Annotated in this window: 22 protein-coding genes; 4 read left to right on the forward strand and 18 right to left on the reverse strand. The window is 68.6% G+C overall.

Annotated features, from left to right (window positions below):
- Nucleotides 1-5: 5 nt before the first annotated feature.
- A complete protein-coding gene (gene rlmE, locus SNE34_RS05390) occupies nt 6-638 on the reverse strand; it encodes a 23S rRNA (uridine(2552)-2'-O)-methyltransferase RlmE (RefSeq protein WP_332615397.1) in 633 nt (210 codons plus the stop codon).
- Between the two features lie 84 nt (nt 639-722).
- Between rlmE and yhbY the strand changes: the two genes are divergently transcribed.
- A complete protein-coding gene (yhbY, locus tag SNE34_RS05395) occupies nt 723-1,028 on the forward strand; it encodes a ribosome assembly RNA-binding protein YhbY (protein ID WP_332615399.1) in 306 nt (101 codons plus the stop codon).
- 78 nt (nt 1,029-1,106) lie between these two features.
- Nucleotides 1,107-1,481 carry an Mth938-like domain-containing protein gene (locus tag SNE34_RS05400; protein ID WP_332615401.1) on the forward strand — a complete coding sequence of 125 codons (375 nt, stop codon included), beginning with the start codon at nt 1,107-1,109 and terminating at the stop codon, nt 1,479-1,481.
- Between the two features lie 167 nt (nt 1,482-1,648).
- On the opposite strand, the gene SNE34_RS05405 is transcribed toward SNE34_RS05400, so the two are convergent.
- The 4 genes from SNE34_RS05405 to surE are packed head-to-tail and all read right to left on the reverse strand — an operon-like array spanning nt 1,649 to nt 4,594.
- Nucleotides 1,649-2,413, reverse strand: a complete 765-nt coding sequence (locus SNE34_RS05405; RefSeq protein ID WP_332615403.1) for a peptidoglycan DD-metalloendopeptidase family protein — start codon at nt 2,411-2,413, stop codon at nt 1,649-1,651.
- Nucleotides 2,414-2,415: 2 nt separating this feature from the next.
- Complete coding sequence (locus SNE34_RS05410) at nt 2,416-3,093, reverse strand: exopolysaccharide biosynthesis protein (RefSeq protein WP_332615406.1); 678 nt, start codon at nt 3,091-3,093, stop codon at nt 2,416-2,418.
- Nucleotides 3,094-3,098: 5 nt separating this feature from the next.
- On the reverse strand, nt 3,099-3,791 hold the full coding sequence (locus SNE34_RS05415; RefSeq protein ID WP_332615408.1) for a protein-L-isoaspartate(D-aspartate) O-methyltransferase: 693 nt from the start codon (nt 3,789-3,791) through the stop codon (nt 3,099-3,101).
- On the reverse strand, nt 3,788-4,594 hold the full coding sequence (surE, locus tag SNE34_RS05420; protein WP_332615410.1) for a 5'/3'-nucleotidase SurE: 807 nt from the start codon (nt 4,592-4,594) through the stop codon (nt 3,788-3,790). Before surE ends, SNE34_RS05415 begins: the two co-directional genes overlap by 4 nt.
- A gap of 195 nt (nt 4,595-4,789) precedes the next feature.
- Between surE and SNE34_RS05425 the strand changes: the two genes are divergently transcribed.
- Complete coding sequence (locus tag SNE34_RS05425) at nt 4,790-5,353, forward strand: Smr/MutS family protein (protein ID WP_332615412.1); 564 nt, start codon at nt 4,790-4,792, stop codon at nt 5,351-5,353.
- A gap of 2 nt (nt 5,354-5,355) precedes the next feature.
- Here SNE34_RS05425 and SNE34_RS05430 read toward each other — a convergent pair whose 3' ends face one another.
- From SNE34_RS05430 to SNE34_RS05470, 9 genes are all read right to left on the reverse strand, one after another.
- Nucleotides 5,356-5,580, reverse strand: coding sequence for a hypothetical protein (locus SNE34_RS05430; protein ID WP_332615415.1), 225 nt, complete (start codon nt 5,578-5,580; stop codon nt 5,356-5,358).
- Between the two features lie 148 nt (nt 5,581-5,728).
- Nucleotides 5,729-6,784, reverse strand: coding sequence for a tRNA pseudouridine(13) synthase TruD (gene truD, locus SNE34_RS05435; protein ID WP_332615416.1), 1,056 nt, complete (start codon nt 6,782-6,784; stop codon nt 5,729-5,731).
- The gene (gene ispF / locus SNE34_RS05440; RefSeq protein ID WP_332615418.1) at nt 6,781-7,260 is read right to left on the reverse strand and encodes a 2-C-methyl-D-erythritol 2,4-cyclodiphosphate synthase; all 480 of its coding nucleotides are present in this window, start codon (nt 7,258-7,260) and stop codon (nt 6,781-6,783) included. The genes truD and ispF overlap by 4 nt, the downstream gene beginning before the upstream one ends.
- Before the next feature lie 168 nt (nt 7,261-7,428).
- Nucleotides 7,429-8,142, reverse strand: a complete 714-nt coding sequence (gene ispD / locus SNE34_RS05445; RefSeq protein WP_332615420.1) for a 2-C-methyl-D-erythritol 4-phosphate cytidylyltransferase — start codon at nt 8,140-8,142, stop codon at nt 7,429-7,431.
- Nucleotides 8,139-8,477: a cell division protein FtsB gene (gene ftsB / locus SNE34_RS05450; RefSeq protein ID WP_332615422.1), complete on the reverse strand. Its 339-nt coding sequence runs from the start codon at nt 8,475-8,477 to the stop codon at nt 8,139-8,141. Before ftsB ends, ispD begins: the two co-directional genes overlap by 4 nt.
- 8 nt (nt 8,478-8,485) lie before the next feature.
- A complete protein-coding gene (gene eno, locus SNE34_RS05455; protein WP_332615424.1) occupies nt 8,486-9,772 on the reverse strand; it encodes a phosphopyruvate hydratase in 1,287 nt (428 codons plus the stop codon).
- A gap of 19 nt (nt 9,773-9,791) precedes the next feature.
- The gene (gene kdsA / locus SNE34_RS05460; RefSeq protein WP_332615426.1) at nt 9,792-10,625 is read right to left on the reverse strand and encodes a 3-deoxy-8-phosphooctulonate synthase; all 834 of its coding nucleotides are present in this window, start codon (nt 10,623-10,625) and stop codon (nt 9,792-9,794) included.
- On the reverse strand, nt 10,622-12,292 hold the full coding sequence (gene pyrG / locus SNE34_RS05465) for a CTP synthase (RefSeq protein WP_332615428.1): 1,671 nt from the start codon (nt 12,290-12,292) through the stop codon (nt 10,622-10,624). Before pyrG ends, kdsA begins: the two co-directional genes overlap by 4 nt.
- Before the next feature lie 177 nt (nt 12,293-12,469).
- Nucleotides 12,470-12,808 (reverse strand): hypothetical protein, encoded by a 339-nt coding sequence (locus tag SNE34_RS05470; protein WP_332615430.1) that lies wholly within the window; start codon nt 12,806-12,808, stop codon nt 12,470-12,472.
- 243 nt (nt 12,809-13,051) lie between these two features.
- On the opposite strand from SNE34_RS05470, the gene parE reads away from it, so the two are divergent.
- The gene (gene parE, locus SNE34_RS05475) at nt 13,052-14,959 is read left to right on the forward strand and encodes a DNA topoisomerase IV subunit B (RefSeq protein ID WP_332615432.1); all 1,908 of its coding nucleotides are present in this window, start codon (nt 13,052-13,054) and stop codon (nt 14,957-14,959) included.
- A 159-nt stretch (nt 14,960-15,118) separates the two neighbouring features.
- Here parE and hutG read toward each other — a convergent pair whose 3' ends face one another.
- The 4 genes from hutG to SNE34_RS05495 all read right to left on the reverse strand — a co-directional run bounded on the left by hutG (nt 15,119) and on the right by SNE34_RS05495 (nt 20,053).
- Nucleotides 15,119-15,922 (reverse strand): N-formylglutamate deformylase, encoded by an 804-nt coding sequence (hutG, locus tag SNE34_RS05480; RefSeq protein ID WP_332615434.1) that lies wholly within the window; start codon nt 15,920-15,922, stop codon nt 15,119-15,121.
- Nucleotides 15,923-16,053: 131 nt separating this feature from the next.
- Nucleotides 16,054-17,412: a glutathione-disulfide reductase gene (gene gorA / locus SNE34_RS05485; protein ID WP_332615436.1), complete on the reverse strand. Its 1,359-nt coding sequence runs from the start codon at nt 17,410-17,412 to the stop codon at nt 16,054-16,056.
- Between the two features lie 78 nt (nt 17,413-17,490).
- Nucleotides 17,491-18,762 carry an NAD(P)/FAD-dependent oxidoreductase gene (locus SNE34_RS05490; protein ID WP_332615438.1) on the reverse strand — a complete coding sequence of 424 codons (1,272 nt, stop codon included), beginning with the start codon at nt 18,760-18,762 and terminating at the stop codon, nt 17,491-17,493.
- Between the two features lie 10 nt (nt 18,763-18,772).
- The gene (locus SNE34_RS05495; RefSeq protein ID WP_425604456.1) at nt 18,773-20,053 is read right to left on the reverse strand and encodes a DUF418 domain-containing protein; all 1,281 of its coding nucleotides are present in this window, start codon (nt 20,051-20,053) and stop codon (nt 18,773-18,775) included.
- Nucleotides 20,054-20,121: the final 68 nt, after the last annotated feature.

A 20,121-nucleotide genomic window follows, 5' to 3' on the forward strand; every position in this document is an offset into this window, starting at 1 on the left:
TCAATTCATTTGATTTCGGCACGCTTGCCCTGGGCCAGCGCGTATACCTCCGGCGATCGCTTGCGCGAGGCCGCCGGTTTGCGGATCGAGACCTTGGCATAGCGCCGCCGCAGGTCGCGCACGTAATCGTCGAAGCCCACGCCCTGGAACAGCTTGATCAGGAACGTACCATCGACACGCAGGTGGCGGTCGGCGAAATCCATCGCCAGTTCAGCCAGGTACAGCGCCCGCGGCATGTCGACCGCGTCCACACCGCTCTTATTGGGGGCCATATCCGACAGCACAAGGTCCACCGGCTTGCCGCCGAGGGTCTGTTCCAGCTGCGATAAGACCGCATCTTCCCTGAAATCGCCATGAAGGAACTCGACCCCGGCCAAGGCGGGCATGTCGAGGATGTCCAGCGCGACCACCCGGCCGCTCGCGCCGAGCTCCTGCCGGACCCACTGCGACCAGCCCCCGGGGGCGGCGCCGAGGTCGACCACCACCATCCCCGGCTTGAGCAGGCGGTCGCGTTCGACCAGTTCCTCCAGCTTGTAGGCCGCGCGCGAGCGCAGGCCTTCCGCCCGCGCCTTCTTCACGAAGGGGTCGGAATGGTGTTCCTTGAGCCAGCGCTGGCTGCTTTTGCTGCGGGTGGCCATGAGGGAGACGAGGACCGGCGGCGCGGGGAGACGGGGCCGCCATGATACCCTGCGCTGCCTGTCCTCCCTTGATCGCGTGCCCCGATGCCGACCGTCCTGACCTCCGCCCAGACCCGTTTCCTGCGCGGCCAGGCGCACGACCTCAAAGCGATGCTGCAGGTCGGTGGCAAGGGCATCACCGACGCCCTGGTCGCCGAGATCGACCTGGCGCTGGAGCATCACGAATTGATCAAGGTCAAGGTCGCAGCGACCGACCGGGAAGCGCGCGACGCGATGATCGGGGAACTGGCTGAACGGACCGAGGCCGCGGTGGTCCAGCGGATCGGACACACCGCTGTGATCTATCGGCCAAGCACGGACAAGCGCCAGATCGTGTTGCCGCGGGCCTGAGTCCGCCCGCCGGCCGGCCTTCGCCGCCCCGCAGCGCCAGCCCCCGCTTGCCGGCTGGCTGCTTGCTAGCATGTGCCCATGCAACTCACGCTCGAACAACCCGACCACGAATTCTTCCTGCGCGGTGCCGATGGCGTGGCGGCGCGGGTCAATGATCGCGTGCTGCAACGCAGTTTCGTGATCGCGCCCGACCGGCTGGTCGAGGACTGGCCGGTGACCGATGCCCGAGCCCTCGCCCCCGCTGACCTGGAACCGTTGCTGGCCCTGCAGCCCGAAGTGCTGCTGCTCGGCAGCGGCGCCGGCCAGGTGTTCCCGCCGCCGGCGGTGATGGCGGCCTGCATGGGACGTGGCATCGGCATCGAGGTGATGAGCAACGACGCCGCCGCACGCACGTTCAACGTCCTCGCCGGCGAGGGCCGACGGGTGGCGGCCGGGTTCGTCCTGCCGGGCTAGGCGCTGCTTTCGTAGGAGCGACGTAGTCGCGGCCCACTGACAAGGGATTGCAGGTGTGTGCCGCCGGCCAAGGGTCCACAACCGTGCGATCGCAGCTGCGCGTTGACCCGCGGCAGGTCGAAAGGTCAGAGGGTCGCGACTTACGTCGGTCCTACAGCACCCGCCGCTTACTTCTGCGGCAGGTACTTCAGCGGGTCGACCGGCTTGCCGTTGTAACGGATCTCGAAATGCAGCATGTCGCGGGCGGCGCCGGTGCGGCCGAGCTCGGCGATCTGCTGGCCGGCCTTGACCACGGCGCCCTCGTTGACCAGCCGGTTGCGGTTGTGGCCGTAGGCCGACAGCCAATGCTCGTTGTGCTTGATGATGATCAACTCGCCGTAACCGACCAGTCCCGACCCCGAGTACACCACGGTGCCGTCGCCTGAAGCACGCACCGGCGCGCCGCCAGTGCCGGCGATGTCGATGCCCTGCTTGGTCGGCTCGCCGGCCTCGAAGCGGCTCAGCAGCTGGCCGTCGACCGGCCAGCGCCAGGCCACGCCACTGTTGACCGGCGGCGCGCTCGGCGCCGGGGTCGATGCCGGGAGCGCGGTGCTGCGCGGCGGCGATGGACGCGTGGCGTTGCCGGTCGACGCGCGCGGCGACTGGCTGCCCGGATACAGGCGCAGCCGCTGGCCCGGATAGATCGTGTAGGGCGGCGCGATTCCGTTCCAGGCCGCCAGGTCGCGCAGCGCGATGCCGTTTTCGGTCGCGATCCGGTACAGGTTGTCGCCACGCTGGACCACGGTGGTGGCGCCCGGCCTGGCGGTGGAGCCGCCTTCGCGTGTCACCGTGCTGGAACACGCGGCCAGCGCGAGCGCCAGGCCGGCGACGGCAAACAGGCGGAAGATGGCCTTGCCCGCAAAGATCGAGGTCGTACTCGTGGTCCTGATCATGCTCACCTTGAAAGCCACTGGAACAGTTCGCGCACCGCGACGCCGCCGCCGCCGATCAGTACGCCGAAATAGATGATCGTGCCGATGTTCGCCACGTGACCAAGCAACATCGCCCCGCCGTCGCGCTGGATCAGGCCGACAGCGTAAAACAGCAACGCCAGCGCCGGCAGCGTATTGCTGAACGGAACGAATCCGAACGGCGCCATCAGCAGCAGCGCGGCAAGGATGAAGGCGAGGTTGTTGACCAGGTCCTGCGCGCGCCCGTCGACGAACACGCGCAGCCGGTGCGGCCGGCTGATCTTCTCCAGCCGCCGCACCCACACCATGCCGCCGGCCAGGCCGGGACGCAGCTTGTCGGCGGGCAGCGCCTTGGCCATGAGCCGGGCCGGCAGCCACAACGGCCGGTCGAGCAGGCGGCTGATGCCGACCAGCAGGATCGCCGCGCCGAATACGGTGCTGACACCGGGGATCGACACCGGGATCAGGAACACCAGGGTCAGCAACATGGTCAGCAGCAACATGCCTTCGTCGCCGAACACGTCGAGCAATTCACCCAGGGTGAGCTTGTCTTCGGGCAGGTCGTGGATGATCGCCGCCAGTTGTTCGCGAAGCGAACCGCGCGCGGGATCGCGATGCCCCGGATCGCGGCCGATGGGTTCGCGTTCGCCCGGACCCGTCATGCCGTTCAATCGATCATGCCCGACAGCAACGGCACGAACACCACCGGACCGAGGTCCTGCTGGCTGATGCAGCCGTCGGCATCCTTGCTCAGCCGCAGCAGCGACTGCGACGAGGCCGGGCCGACGGGTGCGACCAGGCTGCCGCCTGGGGCGAGTTGTGCAGTAAGTGCCTCGACCAGCGCCGGCGCCGCCGCAGTGACCAGGATCGCGTCGAACGGGCCGTTCTCGGGCCAGCCGATGCGGCCGTCGTCGTGCTTGCTGCGGATGTTCAGGCCGAGCTGGCGGAAGCGCTTGCGCGCGGTGCGCAGCAACTCGCCGATGCGCTCGACCGTATGCACCTCCAGCCCGAGCGCGGCCAGCACCGCCGCCTGGTAGCCCGATCCGGTACCGATTTCCAGCACCTTGGACGGCCGGGTCTGCAGCAGTGTTTCGGTCATCTTCGCCACCACCCACGGTTGCGAGATGGTCTGACCGTGGCCGATCGGCAGCGCCGTGTCCTCGTAGGCGCGGGTGGCCAGCGCCTCGTCGACGAACAGGTGTCGCGGCACCGTGCGGATCGCGTTGAGCACGCGCTCGTCGCGGATCCCGCCACCTTCGTGGGTGCCCGCACGCAGCCGTTCGACCAGGCGATCGCGCACCCGTTGCGAGGTCATGCCCGAACCGAGCGCCTCGGGTTGCAAGCGCATCCGCAGGCTCATCGGACCGGCTCCGCGGCCGAGGCCGGATCCGGGCGACTCAGCGAGTCGGCGAGTCCACCGACCCAACTGGCCACCTGCTCCAGCGCCTGGTAGCGGGTCAGGTCGACCTGGATCGGGGTGATCGAGATATGGCCACTGCGCACGGCATGGAAGTCGGTGCCGGCGCCGGCATCCTGCTCCGGCCCGGCGGCGCCGATCCACCACCACTGGCGTCCGCGCGGGTCGGTCTGCGGCACGCAGGCCTCGGCGCGATGGCGGTTGCCCAGCCGGGTCACTTCGAAACCGGCGATCTCGTCCCACGGCAAGTCCGGCACGTTGACGTTGAGCATGGTGTCGGCCGGCAGCGGATCGGTCCTGAGGCGGGCGATGATCTCGGCGGCGGCGCGCGCCGCGGTCTCGTAATGGCGGCCGATGTGGTCGGCGGTCACCAGCGATACCGCGACCGACGGCAGGCCGAGGAAGCGGCCTTCCATCGCCGCGGCGACCGTGCCCGAATAGATCACGTCGTCACCCAGGTTGGCGGTGTTGTTGATGCCGCTGACCACGATGTCGGGCTCGTCCTCGAGCATCCCGGTAATAGCGACGTGGACGCAGTCGGTCGGAGTGCCGAACACGCGCCAGCTGCGCTCGTCCTGCCGCACCACCCGCACCGGCATGTCGAGGGTCAGCGAGTTGCTGGCGCCGGAACGGTCGCGGTCGGGAGCGACCACCAGCACGTCATGGCCGGCGGCGCGCAGTCCGTCGGCGAGGATCCGGATGCCGGGAGCGTCGACGCCGTCGTCGTTACTGACCAGAACTCGCATGGACTCCCTTGGCGAAAAATGCGGCCGGACGGCCGAGAACAGACAGGACGGACGACCCGCCCCAATGATGCGGCCATGATAGCCGAAGGCGCCGACCCACTCAGCCGCCCACGGTCTCGAATCACGGCATGCGCCGCGGAGTTGCGCTGTCGTCGCATCGCGCTAGGCTTTGGCGATGGACGGCGGGATCGGATGATGAGCGAGCCACACGACGACGACGATGACGACGCGGCACTGTTCCGTGCCGCGATCGGTGCCGTGCGCAAGCTTCCGGAACAGCCTTCGCCGCCCGCCGCGCCGAAGCCGAAACCACGTGCGCGCATGGCCGAAATGGACGAGGCGAATGCCCGCGAGGAGTTCCGCCACGCCCTCGACGCCAGCCTGCTGGAGTCCGGCGACGTACTCGCCCATCGCGACGAACGGCTGCCGGTCGCGATCTACCAGCGACTGCGCCGCGGCGAGATCGCCGCCGAAGAGGAGCTCGACCTGCACGGCGCCGACTCCAGGACCGCCGAAGCGCTGTTGCGCGCGTTCCTGGGAGATGCGGCCCGGCATGGCAGCGGCTGTGTCCGGGTCATCCACGGCAAGGGCCGGCATGGCAGCGCCGACGTCGGCAGCAGCGGCGCGCCGGTGCTCAAGAACCTGGTCGACCGCATGCTCCGCCAGCGCGCGAGCGTGCTGGCGTACCACTCTGCACCACCGGCCCAGGGCGGTACCGGCGCGGTGCTCGTGCTGCTGGCGCCACCGAAACGGCGCTGACGTTATTCCTCGGTGGCGAAGGGTTCGTCGGTGCCGGGCGGATTGATCCAAACGACCTCGATGCCGCGTCGACGCGCGATCTGTTCGACCCGGCTCATGTAAGCGGAATCCGTATCGATGGCGGCCGGTTGCGGCGAGATCCGCGCCGACTGTTCGTCCATGCTGGCGCAGGCGGCTGCACTGGCGACCGACAACGTCACGACAACGACCCGCGACAACCTGTTCATGATCGACCTCCGCGGAGACAGTGGTCTGCTGCGAGGCCGCAAGCGCGCCCCGCGCCCGATGGGAACGGGCAAGACCCGGTATACGCCACTGGTCCGGCGCGGCCAGTGCCGGCCGGCAGTTTCCGACGTACGGCGGCCGCCCGAGCTTTCAGGCAATCGTGCCAAGCTCTGCCAGGACCACGGTGGCGTAAGTCCCTGCCGGCAACGCAAACGCCAGCTCGAGCACGTCATCCGCCAACCAGCTCCAGGCCAGGTCCGCGGGTCGCAACCGCAGCGAGCGGCGCTCCTGCTTCAGCCCGGCCGCCTCGAGGCCAGCACGCAAACGTGCGGATTCGTCGTCGGCCAGAGCCGCCAGTTCGAGCGCCTGGACCGCGGTCGAACTGCGCAACCCGCCGCGCCCCCAAAGCGGTCCGGTGGGGTGGATATCGAAGCTTGCCAGGCGCTGCGCAAGGGTCTCGGTGAATGGCTCGGGGCCGAACACGCTGCGACTGCCATCGAGCATCCAGACCTCACCGTCGAGCGTGCCGTCCCCGCCGTTGGCGTCCCAGTTGCCGGCCGCAACCCGCTGGCCCAGCACCCGGTTGAACAATTCCGAGCGTGCGGCCGACAGCAGCATGCCGCGCTGTTCCCGGCCGACCCGCCGACCGGCGAACATCGAAAGTGCCGCACCGAGGTTGTCGCCGCCGCGACCGAAGCGCTGCTCGCCGAAGTAATTTGGCACCCCACGTTCGCCGATCATGCGCAACCGCGATTCGATCGCCTTGCGCTCGCCCTGCACTTCCCGCAGCACCAGTACGAAACGATTGCCAGCCAACGCGCCGCGCGGCAGCTTGCGCGAATGCCAGGCGTGGTCGACCACGCGCAGGCGCTCGTCGCCATCCTCGCTGTCGAGCAGCGACAGGTCCGGCGCGACCTTCTTCGGCAGATGCACGCTGAAGCGCTGGCGGGTGACCGCATGGCGGTCCTTGAGGCCGGCATAGCCGATCGCCATTTCGCCGACCCCGGCCCATTCGGCGATGCGCCGGGCGGCGAACGCGGTGTTGATGCCGCGCTTTTCGATGGTCAGTAGCAGGTGTTCGCCACTGCCACTGGGTTCGAAGCCGGGCAGCTCTTCGACCCGGAAATCCTCCGGCGTGGTGCGAATCCGTGCCAGTAACACCGGTGCGCCATGTGCGCGCGGCAAGGTTGGGGCCGGAAGGTTCATGCGCCGAGCATCAGGCATACCGCCATCGCCGCGATGCCTTCGCCACGACCGGTGAAGCCCAGTTTCTCGCTGGTGGTGGCCTTGATGCTGACCGCATCGACGGCAACCCCGAGATCCGCCGCCAACAATTCGCGCATTGCCTGCGCGTGTGGGCCGACCTTGGGTTGCTCGCAGATGACGGTGACGTCGGCGTTGCCCAGGCGCCAGCCGCGCTGGTCCGCGAGCGCCCGACAGTGGCGCAGGAACGCGCGACTGTCGGCATCCTTCCACTGCGGGTCGGACGGCGGGAAGTGCCGGCCGATATCGCCCAAGGCCAAGGCCCCGAGGATTGCGTCGCACAAGGCGTGGATCACCACGTCGCCGTCGGAGTGGGCGACGACGCCGCGGTCGTGCGGCACGCGCACGCCCCCGAGGACGACGTGGTCGCCGTCGCCGAACGCATGGACGTCGTAGCCTTGGCCGATGCGGATGTTCATGGTGGTCCAATCGTTGTGGCAGAGGTCGGGCCATTGTAGGAGCGACGTGAGTCGCGACCCACTGACAGATATTTGCTCCACCGACGACCGGTCCACATCGAACTCACGATCGTGCGATCGATGCCGCGCGTTCAACGCAGTGCGGTTGCACGGTCAGTGGGTCGCGACTTACGTCGCTCCTACACGGCGCCGATGGGAGAGCAGGTAGTCCGCGAGGGCGAGATCGGCCGCGGTGGTGACCTTGAGGTTGTCCTCGCGGCCCTCGACCAGTCGTGGATGGGCGCCTGCGCGCTCCATCGCCATCGCCTCGTCGGTGACCACGATTCCGTCGGATTGCGCCCGACGCAGGGCATCAGACAAAGCGCCGCGGCGGAATGCCTGTGGGGTCAGCGCGCGCCACAGGTGTTCACGCGGCTCGGTGGCCATGATGCGGTCGCCGCCGTCGGCGCGCTTGAGGGTGTCGCGGACCGGCGCGGCGAGGATCGCGCCGTCGGCTTCACCGGTCGCGGCCTCGATCAGGCGATCGAGGTCGCCGCGCTGCAGGTTCGGCCGCGCGGCGTCGTGGACCAGCACCAGCGCGTCGCCGCCGACGTCGGCCGGCAACGCCTGCAGCGCGGCGAGTACCGAATCGGCACGCTCGCCACCGCCGACGCAGCGCAGCACCGGCTTGCCGTGCAGTTCGGTCCAGCCCGGCCAGCGCTGGTCGTTTGCGGCCAGCGCGACCATCGCCCCGGCGACCCGCGGGTGTGCCAGCAACGCGTCGAGCGCATACGCGATCAATGGTTGGCCAGCCACCTCCAGGTATTGCTTGGGGATGTCGCCGCCGAAGCGAGTGCCGCGACCGGCCGCCGGGATCACCGCCCAGATGGTCGGCGCGGTCACGGCGCCTCGCGGTCGCCGTCGGCCGGCGCTGGCGGCGGTGCGCTGCCTTCCGGCTCCACCACCCGATAGAACGTCTCGCCGGGCTTGATCATGCCAAGTTCGCTGCGCGCGCGTTCCTCGACCGCGGCCTCGCCGGACTTGAGGTCTTCGACCTCGGCGGCGAGCGCGTCGTTGCGCTGCTGCAAACCCTCGTTCTCGCGGGTCTGCTGGTCGACGCGCTCGGCCAGCACCGCGACCGAGCGCCGGCCGCCCTCGCCCAGCCACAGCCGGTACTGCAGGAACGCCAGCATGGCGACCAGCAGCACCAACAGCACGCTGAGCCAGCGACGCGGCATGGTTGCGGTCAGCGCTTCAGCGAGACGAACGCATCGCGGCCGGCGTAGCGCGCAGCGCGGCCCAACTGTTCCTCGATCCGCAGCAGCTGGTTGTACTTGGCGATGCGGTCGCTGCGCGACAGCGAGCCGGTCTTGATCTGGGTCGCGCTGGTCGCCACCGAAATGTCGGCGATGGTGGTGTCCTCGGTTTCGCCGGAGCGGTGCGAGACCACCGCCGCATAACCGGCGCGGTCGGCCATCGCGATCGCTTCCAGCGTTTCGGTCAGGGTGCCGATCTGGTTGACCTTGATCAGGATCGCGTTGGCGACCTGCTGGTCGATGCCCTGCTGGAAGATCTTCGGGTTGGTCACGAACAGGTCGTCGCCGACCAGCTGCACCTTGTTGCCGAGCCGGGCGGTCAGCTGTTTCCAGCCGTCCCAGTCGCCCTCGTCCATGCCGTCCTCGATCGTGATGATCGGATACTGGTCGCACCAGTTGGCAAGAAACTCGACGAACTGCTCGCTGGTCAGTCGCTTGCCCTCGCCGGTGAGGTTGTACTTGCCGTTGTCGAAGAACTCGCTGCTGGCCACGTCGAGGCCGAGCAGGATGTCCTCGCCGGCGTGGTAACCGGCCTTGCCGATCGCCTCCAGGATGGTCTCCAGCGCTTCCTCGTTGCTGCGCAGATCCGGGGCGAACCCGCCCTCGTCGCCGACCGCGGTGCTCAGGCCGCGGCCCTTGAGCACCGACTTGAGCGCGTGGAACACCTCGGTGCCGGCACGCAGGCTTTCCGAGAACGTGTCGAAGCCGGTCGGCAGGATCATGAACTCCTGCAGGTCGACGTTGTTGTCGGCGTGTGCACCGCCGTTGATGATGTTCATCATCGGCACCGGCAGCACCGGTTGACGGTCACCGGCGAGGTGCTGCCACAGCGGCAGTTTCAGCGACGCGGCCATCGCATGGGCATTGGCCATCGAGACTCCCAGCAGCGCATTGGCGCCGAGCCGGCCCTTGTTCTCGGTGCCGTCGAGGTCGATCAGGCGCTTGTCGATGCCGGCCTGGTCGGCCGCATCCATGCCGGCGATGGCCTTGGCGATGGTGGTGTTGACGTTGTCGACCGCGTTGCGCACGCCCTTGCCGAGGTAGCGGGTCTTGTCGCCATCGCGCAGCTCGACCGCCTCCTTGGAGCCAGTGGACGCGCCCGACGGCACCATCGCGCGGCCGAAGCTGCCATCACTGAGCGTGATTTCGGCTTCCAGGGTCGGGTTGCCGCGGCTGTCGAGGATCTCGCGGGCGTAGACTTTGGCGATGGTCGTCATGTCGGGTTCTTTGCAGTTCTCAGGATTGGGATTCGAGGAAGCCGTTGCGCTTGGTGACGGCGTCGATCGCCATCAGCGTTTCGAGCAGCGCGCGCATCTTCGGCAGCGGCCAGGCGTTGGGACCGTCCGACAGCGCCTCTTCGGGCCTGGGGTGCGTTTCCATGAAGATGCCGGAAATGCCGACCGCCATCGCCGCGCGCGACAGCACCGGCACGAACTCGCGCTGGCCGCCGCTCTTGCCGCCGGCGCCGCCGGGCAGCTGCACGCTATGGGTCGCATCGAACACCACCGGGCAGCCGGTGTCGCGCATCACCGCGAGGCTGCGCATGTCGCTGACCAGGTTGTTGTAGCCGAAGCTGGCGCCACGCTCGCAGACCATGATGTCGCGGTTGCCGGTCGCCAGCGCCTTGTCGGCGACGTGCTTCATCTCCCACGGCGACAGGAACTGGCCCTTCTTGACGTTGACCGGCTTGCCGGCGCTGGCGACCTTCTGGATGAAGTCGGTCTGCCGGCACAGGAATGCCGGGGTCTGCAGCACGTCGACGACGCTGGCGACCTCGTCCATCGGGGTGTACTCGTGGACGTCGGTCAGTACCGGCACGCCGAGCTGTTTCTTGACCTCGGCCAGCACCTTCAACCCCTCCTCGATCCCCGGGCCGCGGAAGCCCGACACCGAGGTGCGGTTGGCCTTGTCGAAGCTGGACTTGAAGATGAAGGGGATGCCGAGCTCGTCGGTGATCTCCTTGAGGGTGCCGGCGGTGTCGAGCTGCAACTGCATCGACTCGATCACGCAGGGGCCGGCAATCAGGAAGAACGGCTGGTCGAGACCGATGTCGAATCCGCAGAGCTTCATGCATTCGCCTCTTTCAACAAGCCGCCGGCCTGGCCTTCGTTGGCTTTGTATTCGCGCGCGGCGCGGATGAAGCCGACGAACAGCGGGTGGCCGTCACGCGGGGTGGACAGGAACTCGGGATGGGCCTGGCAGGCCAGGAACCACGGATGCTTGTCGCGCGGCAGCTCGACCATCTCCACCAGCAGGTCGTCCATCGACTTGGCGCTGATCACCAGGCCGGCGTCCTCGAGCTGGGTCCGGTAGCGGTTATTGAACTCGTAGCGGTGGCGGTGGCGCTCGCCGACCACGTCCTTGCCGTACATCGCGTGGGCCAGGGTGCCGGGCTTGATCCGCTGGTCCTGCAGGCCGAGGCGCATGGTGCCGCCGAGGTCGCTTTCCTCGCTCCGGCGCTCCAGGTCGCCCGAGGCCGTGCGCCATTCGGTGATCAGGCCGATCACCGGGTGCGGGCTGGCCTTGTCGTTCTCGGTGCTGTTGGCACCTTCCAGCCCGGCCAGGTGGCGGGCGGCGTCAACCACCGCGGCCTGCATGCCGTAGCAGATGCCGAAATACGGGATGCCGTTCTCGCGGGCGTAGCGGGCGGTCTCGACCTTGCCCTCGAAGCCGCGGTCGCCGAAGCCGCCCGGCACCAGGATGCCGTCGACGCCTTCCAGCGCCTTGCCGCCGAGGGTCTCGACGTCGGTCGATTCCAGCCACTTCAGCTTGACCCGGGTGCGCTGGCGCAGGCCGCCGTGCTTGAGCGCCTCGCCGACCGATTTGTAGGCGTCCTGGTGATCGACGTACTTGCCGACAACGCCAATCGTGACCTCGTCGACCGGGTTCTCGGTCGCGTCCAACACCGCGTTCCACTCGGTCAGGTCGGCCGGGCCGGTTTCCAGCCTCAGCCGCTCGATGATCAGGTCGTCGAGACCCTGGTCGTGGAAGCGCTGCGGCATCTTGTAGATGTTGTCGAGGTCGACCGCGTTGATCACCGCGCGCTCGGAGACGTTGGTGAACAGCGCGATCTTGCGGCGCTCCGAATCGGGCAGCGGCTGCTCGGAGCGGCACAGCAGGATGTCGGGCTGGATGCCGATCGAGCGCAATTCCTTGACCGAATGCTGGGTCGGCTTGGTCTTGAGCTCGCCGGCGGCGGCGATCCACGGCACCAGGGTGAGGTGCATGAACAGCGCCTTGTCGGGGCCTCGCTCGGTGCGAATCTGGCGGATCGCCTCCAGGAACGGCAGCGACTCGATGTCGCCGACGGTGCCGCCGATCTCGACCAGGCCGACGTCGAAGCCCTCGGTGGCCTCGAAGATCGCGCGCTTGATCTCGTCGGTGACGTGCGGGATCACCTGCACGGTGCCGCCGAGGTAGTCGCCGCGGCGCTCCTTGCGGATCACGTTGTCGTAGATGCGGCCGGTGGTGACCGAGTTCTTGCGGCTCAGGCGGGTGCGGACGTAGCGTTCGTAATGACCCAGGTCGAGGTCGGTCTCGGCGCCGTCGTCGGTGACGTAGACCTCGCCGTGCTGGAACGGGCTCATCGTGCCCGGATCGACGTTGATGTAGGGATCGAGCTTCATCATCGTCACGCGCAGGCCTCGCGCCTCGAGGATGGCCGCCAGCGAGGCCGCGGCGATGCCCTTGCCGAGCGAGGACACCACGCCGCCGGTGACGAAGACGAGCGGGGTCATGGGACGGGGGGGTGTCATGCGATTCACTGCCGCTGGAAAGCCGTAGTTTAGCGGCTGGGCGCCCGGGCCGCGACTGCTTGACTTGGCGATGCCGTGGGTGGTGGCCGCCACAAAAAAAAAACGCCCCGGCGAACCGGGGCGCTTCTGGATCGATGTTGCGATCAGGTCAGGACCGGCTTAGTTGCCGTCTTCTTCTTCCGGCTCGATCTCACCGTCGACCTCGGCATCGGCGTCGACATCAGCCTCGACCTCGGCATCGGCCGCGGTGCCGAGGTTGGCGTTCGCCGCAGCGTTGACGTTGGTGTCGGTCGCGGCGGCCGCGGTATCGGTGCCGGCGCCGGCCGCGCTGGTCACGGCAGCCGCGGTGTCGGAAGCCTGGTCGCTGAGCTGGGCCTGGGCGCTGGTCGCCTGCGCGGCCTCGGCCTGGGCATTGGCGTTGGTGCTCTGGGCGAACGCGGCCGGAGCGGCGATCAGGGCGGCAACCAGGGTCGGCAGCATGAGCTTGCGAGTATTCATGGTGGTATGTCTCCTGAAACTTGAAGGGGGATTCCAAATCCTGCAAAGGGCCGTCCGGGCACAGGGGAGCGCTGGACAACCGGGGCCGACCCTAGCGACCGGACCCATGCTCGCCACTGAACGAACGGGAACTTAACGCCGCGGTCACAGTCGTTCGGCCGCCTTGCCGCGCTTGACCGCTCTCCGCGCCGTCGCCATCCTCGCCGCACGTTCCAACCGCCTGCCAGGTCCAGAAGCACCTCGATGAACAATCGCTACAACGCCGCCGATATCGAAGTCCTGTCCGGGCTGGACCCGGTCAAGCGCCGCCCGGGCATGTACACCGACACCACCCGGCCGAACCATTTGGCGCAGGAGGTGATCGACAACTCGGTCGACGAGGCGCTCGGCGGTCACGCCCGCAGCATCGAGGTGACCCTGCACGCCGACGGCAGCTGCGAGGTGTCCGACGACGGCCGCGGCATGCCGGTCGACATCCACCCGGAGGAAGGCATCCCCGGGGTCGAGCTGATCCTGACCCGGCTGCATGCCGGCGGTAAGTTCAGCGGCAAGAACTACACCTTCTCCGGCGGCCTGCACGGCGTCGGCGTCAGCGTGGTCAACGCGCTGTCGACCCGGGTCGAGTTGTTCATCAAGCGCGACGGCAACGAGTACCGGATGGAGTTCCGCAACGGCGACCGCAGCTCCGAGCTGGACGTGGTCGGCAGCGTCGGCAGGAAGAACACCGGCACCCGGCTGCGGTTCTGGCCGGACCCGAAATACTTCGACACCGCCAAGTTCAACCTGCGCTCGCTGAAGCACCTGCTGCGGGCCAAGGCGGTGCTGTGCCCGGGGCTGACCGTCAAGCTGCACGACGTCGCCAGTGGCGAGAAGATCGAGTGGCACTACGAGGACGGCCTGCGCGACTACCTGCGCGGCGAGCTGGTCGACCGCGAGCTGCTGCCGCCGGAGCTGTTCGTCGGCCAGCTGACCAAGGACACCGAGGTGGTCGACTGGGCGGTGGCCTGGGTGCCCGATGGCGAGCTGGTGCAGGAGAGCTATGTCAACCTGATCCCGACCGCCCAGCACGGCACCCACGTCAACGGCCTGCGCACCGGCTTCACCGATGCGCTGCGCGAGTTCTGCGATTTCCGCAGCCTGCTGCCGCGCGGGGTCAAGCTGGCGCCGGAGGACGTCTGGGACCGGGTGTCGTTCGTGCTGTCGCTGAAGATGACCGACCCGCAGTTCAGCGGCCAGACCAAGGAGCGGCTGAGTTCGCGCCAGGCTGCCGGCATGGTCGAGGGCGCCGCGCATGATGCTTTCTCGCTGTGGCTCAACCAGCACGTCGAGCTTGGCGAGAAGATCGCCCAGCTGGCGATCGACCGCGCCAGCGCGCGGCTCAAGACCGAGAAGCAGGTCACCCGCAAGAAGGTCACCCAAGGCCCCGCCCTGCCCGGCAAGCTCGCCGACTGCAGCAGCCAGGACCTGTCGCGCACCGAGCTGTTCCTGGTCGAGGGCGACTCGGCCGGTGGCAGTGCCAAGCAGGCCCGCGACAAGGATTTCCAGGCGATCCTGCCTTTGCGCGGCAAGATCCTGAATACCTGGGAGGTCGCTTCCGGCAGCGTGCTGGCCTCGCAGGAGGTACACGACCTGGCGGTCGCGATCGGCTGCGACCCGGGCAAGGACGACCTCGCCGGCCTGCGCTACGGCAAGGTCATCATCCTCGCCGACGCCGACTCGGACGGCCTGCACATCGCGACCCTGCTGACCGCGCTGTTCCTGCAGCACTTCCCGTCGCTGGTCGCGGCCGGCCACGTGTTCGTGGCGATGCCACCGCTGTTCCGCATCGACCTCGGCAAGCAGGTGTTCTACGCCCTCGACGAGGAAGAGAAGCGGATCCTGCTGGAGAAGATCGAGCGCGAGAAGGCCGAGAAGAAGAAGGGCTCGGCCGGCAGCGTCCACGTCACCCGCTTCAAGGGCTTGGGCGAGATGAACCCGCCGCAGCTGCGCGAGTCGACGATCCATCCTGACACCCGCCGGCTGGTGCAGCTGACCGTCGACGACGGCGAGGCGACGCGCAAGCTGATGGACATGCTGCTGGCGAAGAAGCGCGCCGGCGATCGCAAGGCGTGGCTGGAGACGAAGGGCGATCTGGCGACGCTGGAGGTCTAGGGCGGCGATTTTCTCCTGCCGGCCGTGGCGACGGCACATGCATCGTCGCGGAGGAACGTTACGGCCCCGGCGCCATTCCAGGCATTTGTAGGAGCGGCTTTAGCCGCGATCGGGAATCGGCGCGGGCGACCGGCGTTCAGATCGCGGCTAAAGCCGCTCCTACAATGACGCGCAGCTTCGATCAGTCGGCAACGCGACCTGCAGCAGACCGCGCAGCACGACCTGCAACCGTTCGGCCCTGTCCGGCAGGTACCCGAACGAATCCTCGTCCATGTAGTTGCGCTGGCTGATCTCCAGTTGCACCGCGTCGATCCCGCGCGCCGGTTCGCCGTAATGGCGGGTGATGTGGCCGCCCTTGAAACGACCGTTGGCGACCCAGTCGTAGTCGTCCTGCCCGCCCAGCACCGCTTCCAGCCGTGATTGCAACGCCGGCGAGCAGCTGCTGCCCGCCGCGGTGCCGAGGTTGAGGTCGGGCAGCCGGCCCTCGAACAGGAACGGCAGTTCGCTGCCGCGGATCGAGTGGCCTTCCCACAGCACCGCCCGACCGTGCTGCGCATGCAGGCGGTCGAGTTCGCCGCGCAATGCGTCGTGATACGGACGCCAGTAGCGATCGACCCGCGCGGCGATCTCCGCGGCATCCGGCGCCTCGCCGTCGCGATACACCGGCTCGCCGCTGAACTGCACCGCCGGGCACAGGCCAGTGGTGTTCTGCCCGGGGTACAGCGAGGTGTCGTCGGGCGGGCGGTTGAGGTCGACCACGTAGCGCGAATGACTGGGCACCAGCAGCGATGCGCCGAGCTCGCGGGCGAATGCGTACAGCTTCGACACGTGCCAGTCGGTATCGGGCGCGCGGCGCGCGCTTTCGGTCATGCGCGCGGCGAGGTCGGCGGGGATCGCGCTGCCGTCGTGCGGGAGACTGATCAGCAGCGGCGCGGTGCCGCGGTGGAGGGTGTAGGTGTCCATGCCGCCCATTGTAGGAGCGGCTTCAGCCGCGATCGAATGTTTGGTCGCGCGTCCGATTCCAGATCGCGGCTGAAGCCGCTCCTACAAAAAGCATCATTGCCGTCGCCGGCGCCGATTCTGGACGGGCAGTCTTACCGCATCAGTACCACTTCCTCGGCGCTGGTGGGGTGGATCGCGACGGTGTCGTGCAGGTCGTCCAGGGTGACGCCGCGCTTCATTGCGACCGCGAAGCCCTGCAGGATCTCGTCGGCGGCCTCGCCGAGCAGGTGGATGCCGACCACGCGGCGCTTCTCGCCGAGGCAGACCAGCTTGAACAGGCTTCGCTGCGGAGAGTCGGCCAGCGCGTGCAGCATCGGCCGGAAGCTGGCGCGGGTGGTGTAGACGTCGTCGCCGTGGAGTTCGCGCGCCTTCGCCTCGGTCAGCCCGACCTTGCCGATCGGCGGATGGCTGAACACCACGGTGGCGATGCCGTCGGGGTCGAGCGGTTCGTCGCGGTCGGCGAACAGGCGGTCCATCAAGCGTCGCGCGGCGGCGATCGCGACCGGGGTCAGCGGCAGGTCGGTGGTGACGTCGCCGACCGCGAATATGCTGTCGACACTGGTCGCGTGGCGCGCGTCGACGACGATATGCCCGCGTTTGTCGGTCTCCACGCCGGCGGCGTCCAACCCGAGCCCGGCTGTATTGGGACGGCGCCCGGTGGCGAACAGCAGCGCGTCGAATCGCTCGTCCGCGGCATGCTCGTCTGTCGTTCCCTTGCCGCGCACCCGCAGCCGCTCGCCGTCGCGCTCGATCGCGCCCACTTCGCAATTGAAATGCAGGTGGACACCGGCCTGGCGGTAATCCTCGGCCAACTGGTCGGCAAGTTCGGCGTCGAAGCTTTCGATCAGGCGCGGCCCGCGCACGAACACCTCGACCCGGCTGCCCAGCGCCTGCAGAACCCCCGCCAGCTCCGCGGCGATGTAGCCGCCGCCGACCAGCGCGACCCGCGACGGCGGCGCGGTCCAGTGGAAGAAATCGTCGGACACGCCACCCAGTTCGGCGCCGGGTATCTCCGGCTTGATCGGGTGGCCGCCGGTGGCGACCAGCAGCCGCGGCGCGCACAGGCGCACGCCGTCCTCGCACTCGACCGTGTGCGCGTCGATCAACCGCGCGCGCATCGGCAACAGCGCGATCCCGGCCTCGGCCAACCGCCGCTGGTAGCTGGCGTGGATGTTGCCGATGTAGCGCTGGCGATGGGCGATGAACACCGGCCAGTCGAGCGCGCAATCCTGGGCGGCGAACCCGATCGCCTGGGCGAACGCCAGCTGCCGCCCAACCCCGGCCGCGAGCCACATCGCCTTCTTCGGTACGCAGCCGGCATTGACGCAAGTACCACCGAGGTCGGCCGGCTCCAGCAGGGCGACGCGGGCACCGTGCTCGGCGGCGCGGAACGCCCCGGCCAGGCCGCCGGAGCCGCCGCCGATCACGATCAGGTCGAAGTCGAAATGCATGGCTCGCTCCGTGTCGTAGTCGACCCCATCATGAACGGTGCCGCGTCAGCCATGCGTTAGCTGGGGCTGACGCGACCCTCAGGCGAAACGATCGGGCCGGTACGGCGCGGGGTCGATCGCCGGGGCGCGCGCGGTAAGCAGGTCGGCGACCAGCTGGCCGGTGCCCGTACTCATGCCCACGCCCATCATGCCGTGGCCGGTCGCCAGCCACAGGTGATCGTGCCCGGGTGCACGGCCGATGATCGGGATGTCGTCGCAACTCATCGGCCGCCAGCCGCACCAGCGTTCCAGCACTTGCGGCCCGACCGGCTGATGCAGGAATTCGGCGGCGCCGCGCTCCAGCGCGCCGAGCCGACGCGGGTTGAGGCTGTCGTCGAAGCCGGAGAACTCCATCGTGCTGCCGAGGCGGAAGCCACCGGCGCCATGGTCGTTGCCCCAGGCGGTGACGCAGACCGAGCGGTCACGCAACACCACCGGCCGTCGCGGCACCAGCGCCGGCGCGGTGTAGGTGATCGAGTAGCCCTTGCCCGGCTGCATCGCCCGGCGCAACCACGGCAGGCCGATCGTCGCGCCCAGCCGCGGCGACCAGGCGCCCGAGGCCAGCACCATCTCGCGCGCATGCAGGCGGGTTTTCGCGGTCCCGACATCGACGCCGTCGGCGCGGCTTTCCAATGATTGCAGGGGATCGTGCTCGACGATCACGCCGCCGCGCTCGCGCACCGCCCGCGCCAGTTCGGCAACGTAGCGGTCCGGTCGCAGCGCGGCGTCGCCGGAGAAACGGATTGCGCCGGCGACGCCAGGCTTCATCGCCGGTTCCTGTGCCTCGTAGGCAGCGCCGTCCATCACCTCGACCGCGATGCCGAGTTCGCGCAACAAGTCGATTTCGCGCTGGCCGTGAGCAAACCGGCGCGGGTCCCGGAATACGTAGTCCTCGCCAGACAGGTGGAATTCGCAATCGAGGCCGTACTGCCCGACCCACTCCTGCAGCCGTGCGCGCGAGTCGTTCAACAGGGCCGACTTGGCCCGCGCGCTGGTCTCCCAGTCGCGGATGTTGCAGCGTCCGGCGAACCGCCACAGCCAACTCCACAGGGCCGGGTCCAGCCGCGGCCGGATGTACAGCGGTGCGTCCGGGGTCAGCATCATCCGCAGCGCGGTGGCGACCATGCCGGGCGCGGCCAGTGGCGGCGCATGGCTGGGGGTGATGGTGCCGCAGTTGCCGTGCGAGCTGCCGCCGCCGACGCGGCCGGCATCGATCACGTGCACGCCGCGTCCGGCTTGCAGCAGGGCCAGCGCCGAGGCCAGGCCGATCACCCCGGCGCCAACGATGACCACATCTTCGCGTTGATCCATGGCCGTCAGTTTACGGGGCGACGCGCCGCAATGGCGGCACCTGCCAATAGGTGAAGGCGCGCCACGACCATTCCAGCGGCCCGTAACGGAACCGCGCCAGCCACCAGCGACTGGCCAACAGTTGCAGGACGAACACGACGACGACGACAAGCACCTGCCCGGCGCGCGGCACCTGCCCCCACAAGCCCAGGCCGTAGCCATAGAACACCAATGTGCCGATCACCGATTGCGTCAGGTAATTGGTCAGCGCCATCCGCCCGGCCGGCGCCAATGCGCGCAACCAGCCTGCGCCGTGCTGCAGCGCCAGCACCACGATCGCGATGTAGGCCAGCGCCATCAGCGGCGAGCCGGCCATGTGCAGGGCCATCGCCAGCATCGCGTCCGGCGGGAGTTCCCCGGCGGTACCCGGGTTGGCATTGACCGCGACGCTGGCCGCGGTCAGCGCCAGGCCGCCGAGGCCACCAATCCAGGCCAGTCGCGTGAACAGTTGGCGATGATCCAACGGTCGCGCCATCGCCCCGCTGCGCACCAGCCACCCGCCGACCAGGAACATGCCCAGCACCAGCGGCACCAGGAACGCATTGAAGCCCAGCGCGTGGACGAAATAGCGCAGGCGCATCGCGGTCGCTTCGGCGTAGCTGCCGCCGGAATACGCCGCGATCTCGGCCTCGCGCAGGGCGGCAATGGTCGCCGCACTCTCGGCGGCGTTGGGATCGGTGACGCCATCGCCCATCGCCATCATCGCGCCGACCAGAAGCATCACGCCGACCAGCACGGCCCAGATGCCCGCGCCCCACTTCCAGGTCCGATCGACCGGGGTGTCGCGGAAAAACAGCAGCAGTACCAGCGCGGTCAGCGCGTAGGAGACCAGGATGTCGCCGGACCAGATCAGCCATGCGTGGACCAGACCGAACAGCAGCAGGCCGAACGTGCGCCGCAGGTATAGCGGCACGAAGTCGCGACCGGCGTCGCGGGCACGACCGAGCATGACCGCGAAGCCCATCCCGAACAGCAGCGAGAACAGCGTCCAGAACTTGCCGCGCACGAACACGTAGACGAACGCATCGGCCAGCCGGTCCAGCCCGCTCCCGCCCGTCGCGATGCCCTCGGACATGTCCATCAATGGCGCGGTGAAGTACTCTACGTTCATCAGGGCGATGCCGAGCAAGGCCACGCCTCGCAGCACGTCGAGGCTGTCGAGGCGCTCCGACGACGTCAGCGGCGCCAGTGTCGCGGTATTGCCCATCTCGGCCTCCCCAGGCCAGGCCAACCGGCCGGTGGCGCCGATCATGCCAGCGTTGCCGCGAAAACGTCGACGGCCCGCAATCGCGGGCCGTCGGGAACACTACGTGATGCGGT

This window comes from Novilysobacter erysipheiresistens (assembly GCF_036663935.1).
GTDB classification, from domain to species: Bacteria; Pseudomonadota; Gammaproteobacteria; order Xanthomonadales; family Xanthomonadaceae; genus Novilysobacter; species Novilysobacter erysipheiresistens.

Bases quoted from the DNA above. Each gene is read 5' to 3' on its own strand.
- SNE34_RS05495 (WP_425604456.1), bottom strand. From the start codon at position 20,053: ATGATCGGCGCCACCGGCCGGTTGGCCTGGCCTGGGGAGGCCGAGATG.
- SNE34_RS05430 (WP_332615415.1), bottom strand. From the start codon at position 5,580: ATGAACAGGTTGTCGCGGGTCGTTGTCGTGACGTTGTCGGTCGCCAGT.
- gorA (WP_332615436.1), bottom strand. From the start codon at position 17,412: ATGCATTTCGACTTCGACCTGATCGTGATCGGCGGCGGCTCCGGCGGC.
- yhbY (WP_332615399.1), top strand. From the start codon at position 723: ATGCCGACCGTCCTGACCTCCGCCCAGACCCGTTTCCTGCGCGGCCAG.
- eno (WP_332615424.1), bottom strand. From the start codon at position 9,772: ATGACGACCATCGCCAAAGTCTACGCCCGCGAGATCCTCGACAGCCGC.
- kdsA (WP_332615426.1), bottom strand. From the start codon at position 10,625: ATGAAGCTCTGCGGATTCGACATCGGTCTCGACCAGCCGTTCTTCCTG.
- parE (WP_332615432.1), top strand. From the start codon at position 13,052: ATGAACAATCGCTACAACGCCGCCGATATCGAAGTCCTGTCCGGGCTG.
- surE (WP_332615410.1), bottom strand. From the start codon at position 4,594: ATGCGAGTTCTGGTCAGTAACGACGACGGCGTCGACGCTCCCGGCATC.
- SNE34_RS05470 (WP_332615430.1), bottom strand. From the start codon at position 12,808: ATGAATACTCGCAAGCTCATGCTGCCGACCCTGGTTGCCGCCCTGATC.
- SNE34_RS05410 (WP_332615406.1), bottom strand. From the start codon at position 3,093: ATGACGGGTCCGGGCGAACGCGAACCCATCGGCCGCGATCCGGGGCAT.
- SNE34_RS05405 (WP_332615403.1), bottom strand. From the start codon at position 2,413: ATGATCAGGACCACGAGTACGACCTCGATCTTTGCGGGCAAGGCCATC.
- rlmE (WP_332615397.1), bottom strand. From the start codon at position 638: ATGGCCACCCGCAGCAAAAGCAGCCAGCGCTGGCTCAAGGAACACCAT.
- pyrG (WP_332615428.1), bottom strand. From the start codon at position 12,292: ATGACCCCGCTCGTCTTCGTCACCGGCGGCGTGGTGTCCTCGCTCGGC.
- ispF (WP_332615418.1), bottom strand. From the start codon at position 7,260: ATGAACATCCGCATCGGCCAAGGCTACGACGTCCATGCGTTCGGCGAC.
- ftsB (WP_332615422.1), bottom strand. From the start codon at position 8,477: ATGCCGCGTCGCTGGCTCAGCGTGCTGTTGGTGCTGCTGGTCGCCATG.
- SNE34_RS05415 (WP_332615408.1), bottom strand. From the start codon at position 3,791: ATGAGCCTGCGGATGCGCTTGCAACCCGAGGCGCTCGGTTCGGGCATG.
- truD (WP_332615416.1), bottom strand. From the start codon at position 6,784: ATGAACCTTCCGGCCCCAACCTTGCCGCGCGCACATGGCGCACCGGTG.
- hutG (WP_332615434.1), bottom strand. From the start codon at position 15,922: ATGGACACCTACACCCTCCACCGCGGCACCGCGCCGCTGCTGATCAGT.
- SNE34_RS05490 (WP_332615438.1), bottom strand. From the start codon at position 18,762: ATGGATCAACGCGAAGATGTGGTCATCGTTGGCGCCGGGGTGATCGGC.
- SNE34_RS05425 (WP_332615412.1), top strand. From the start codon at position 4,790: ATGAGCGAGCCACACGACGACGACGATGACGACGCGGCACTGTTCCGT.
- SNE34_RS05400 (WP_332615401.1), top strand. From the start codon at position 1,107: ATGCAACTCACGCTCGAACAACCCGACCACGAATTCTTCCTGCGCGGT.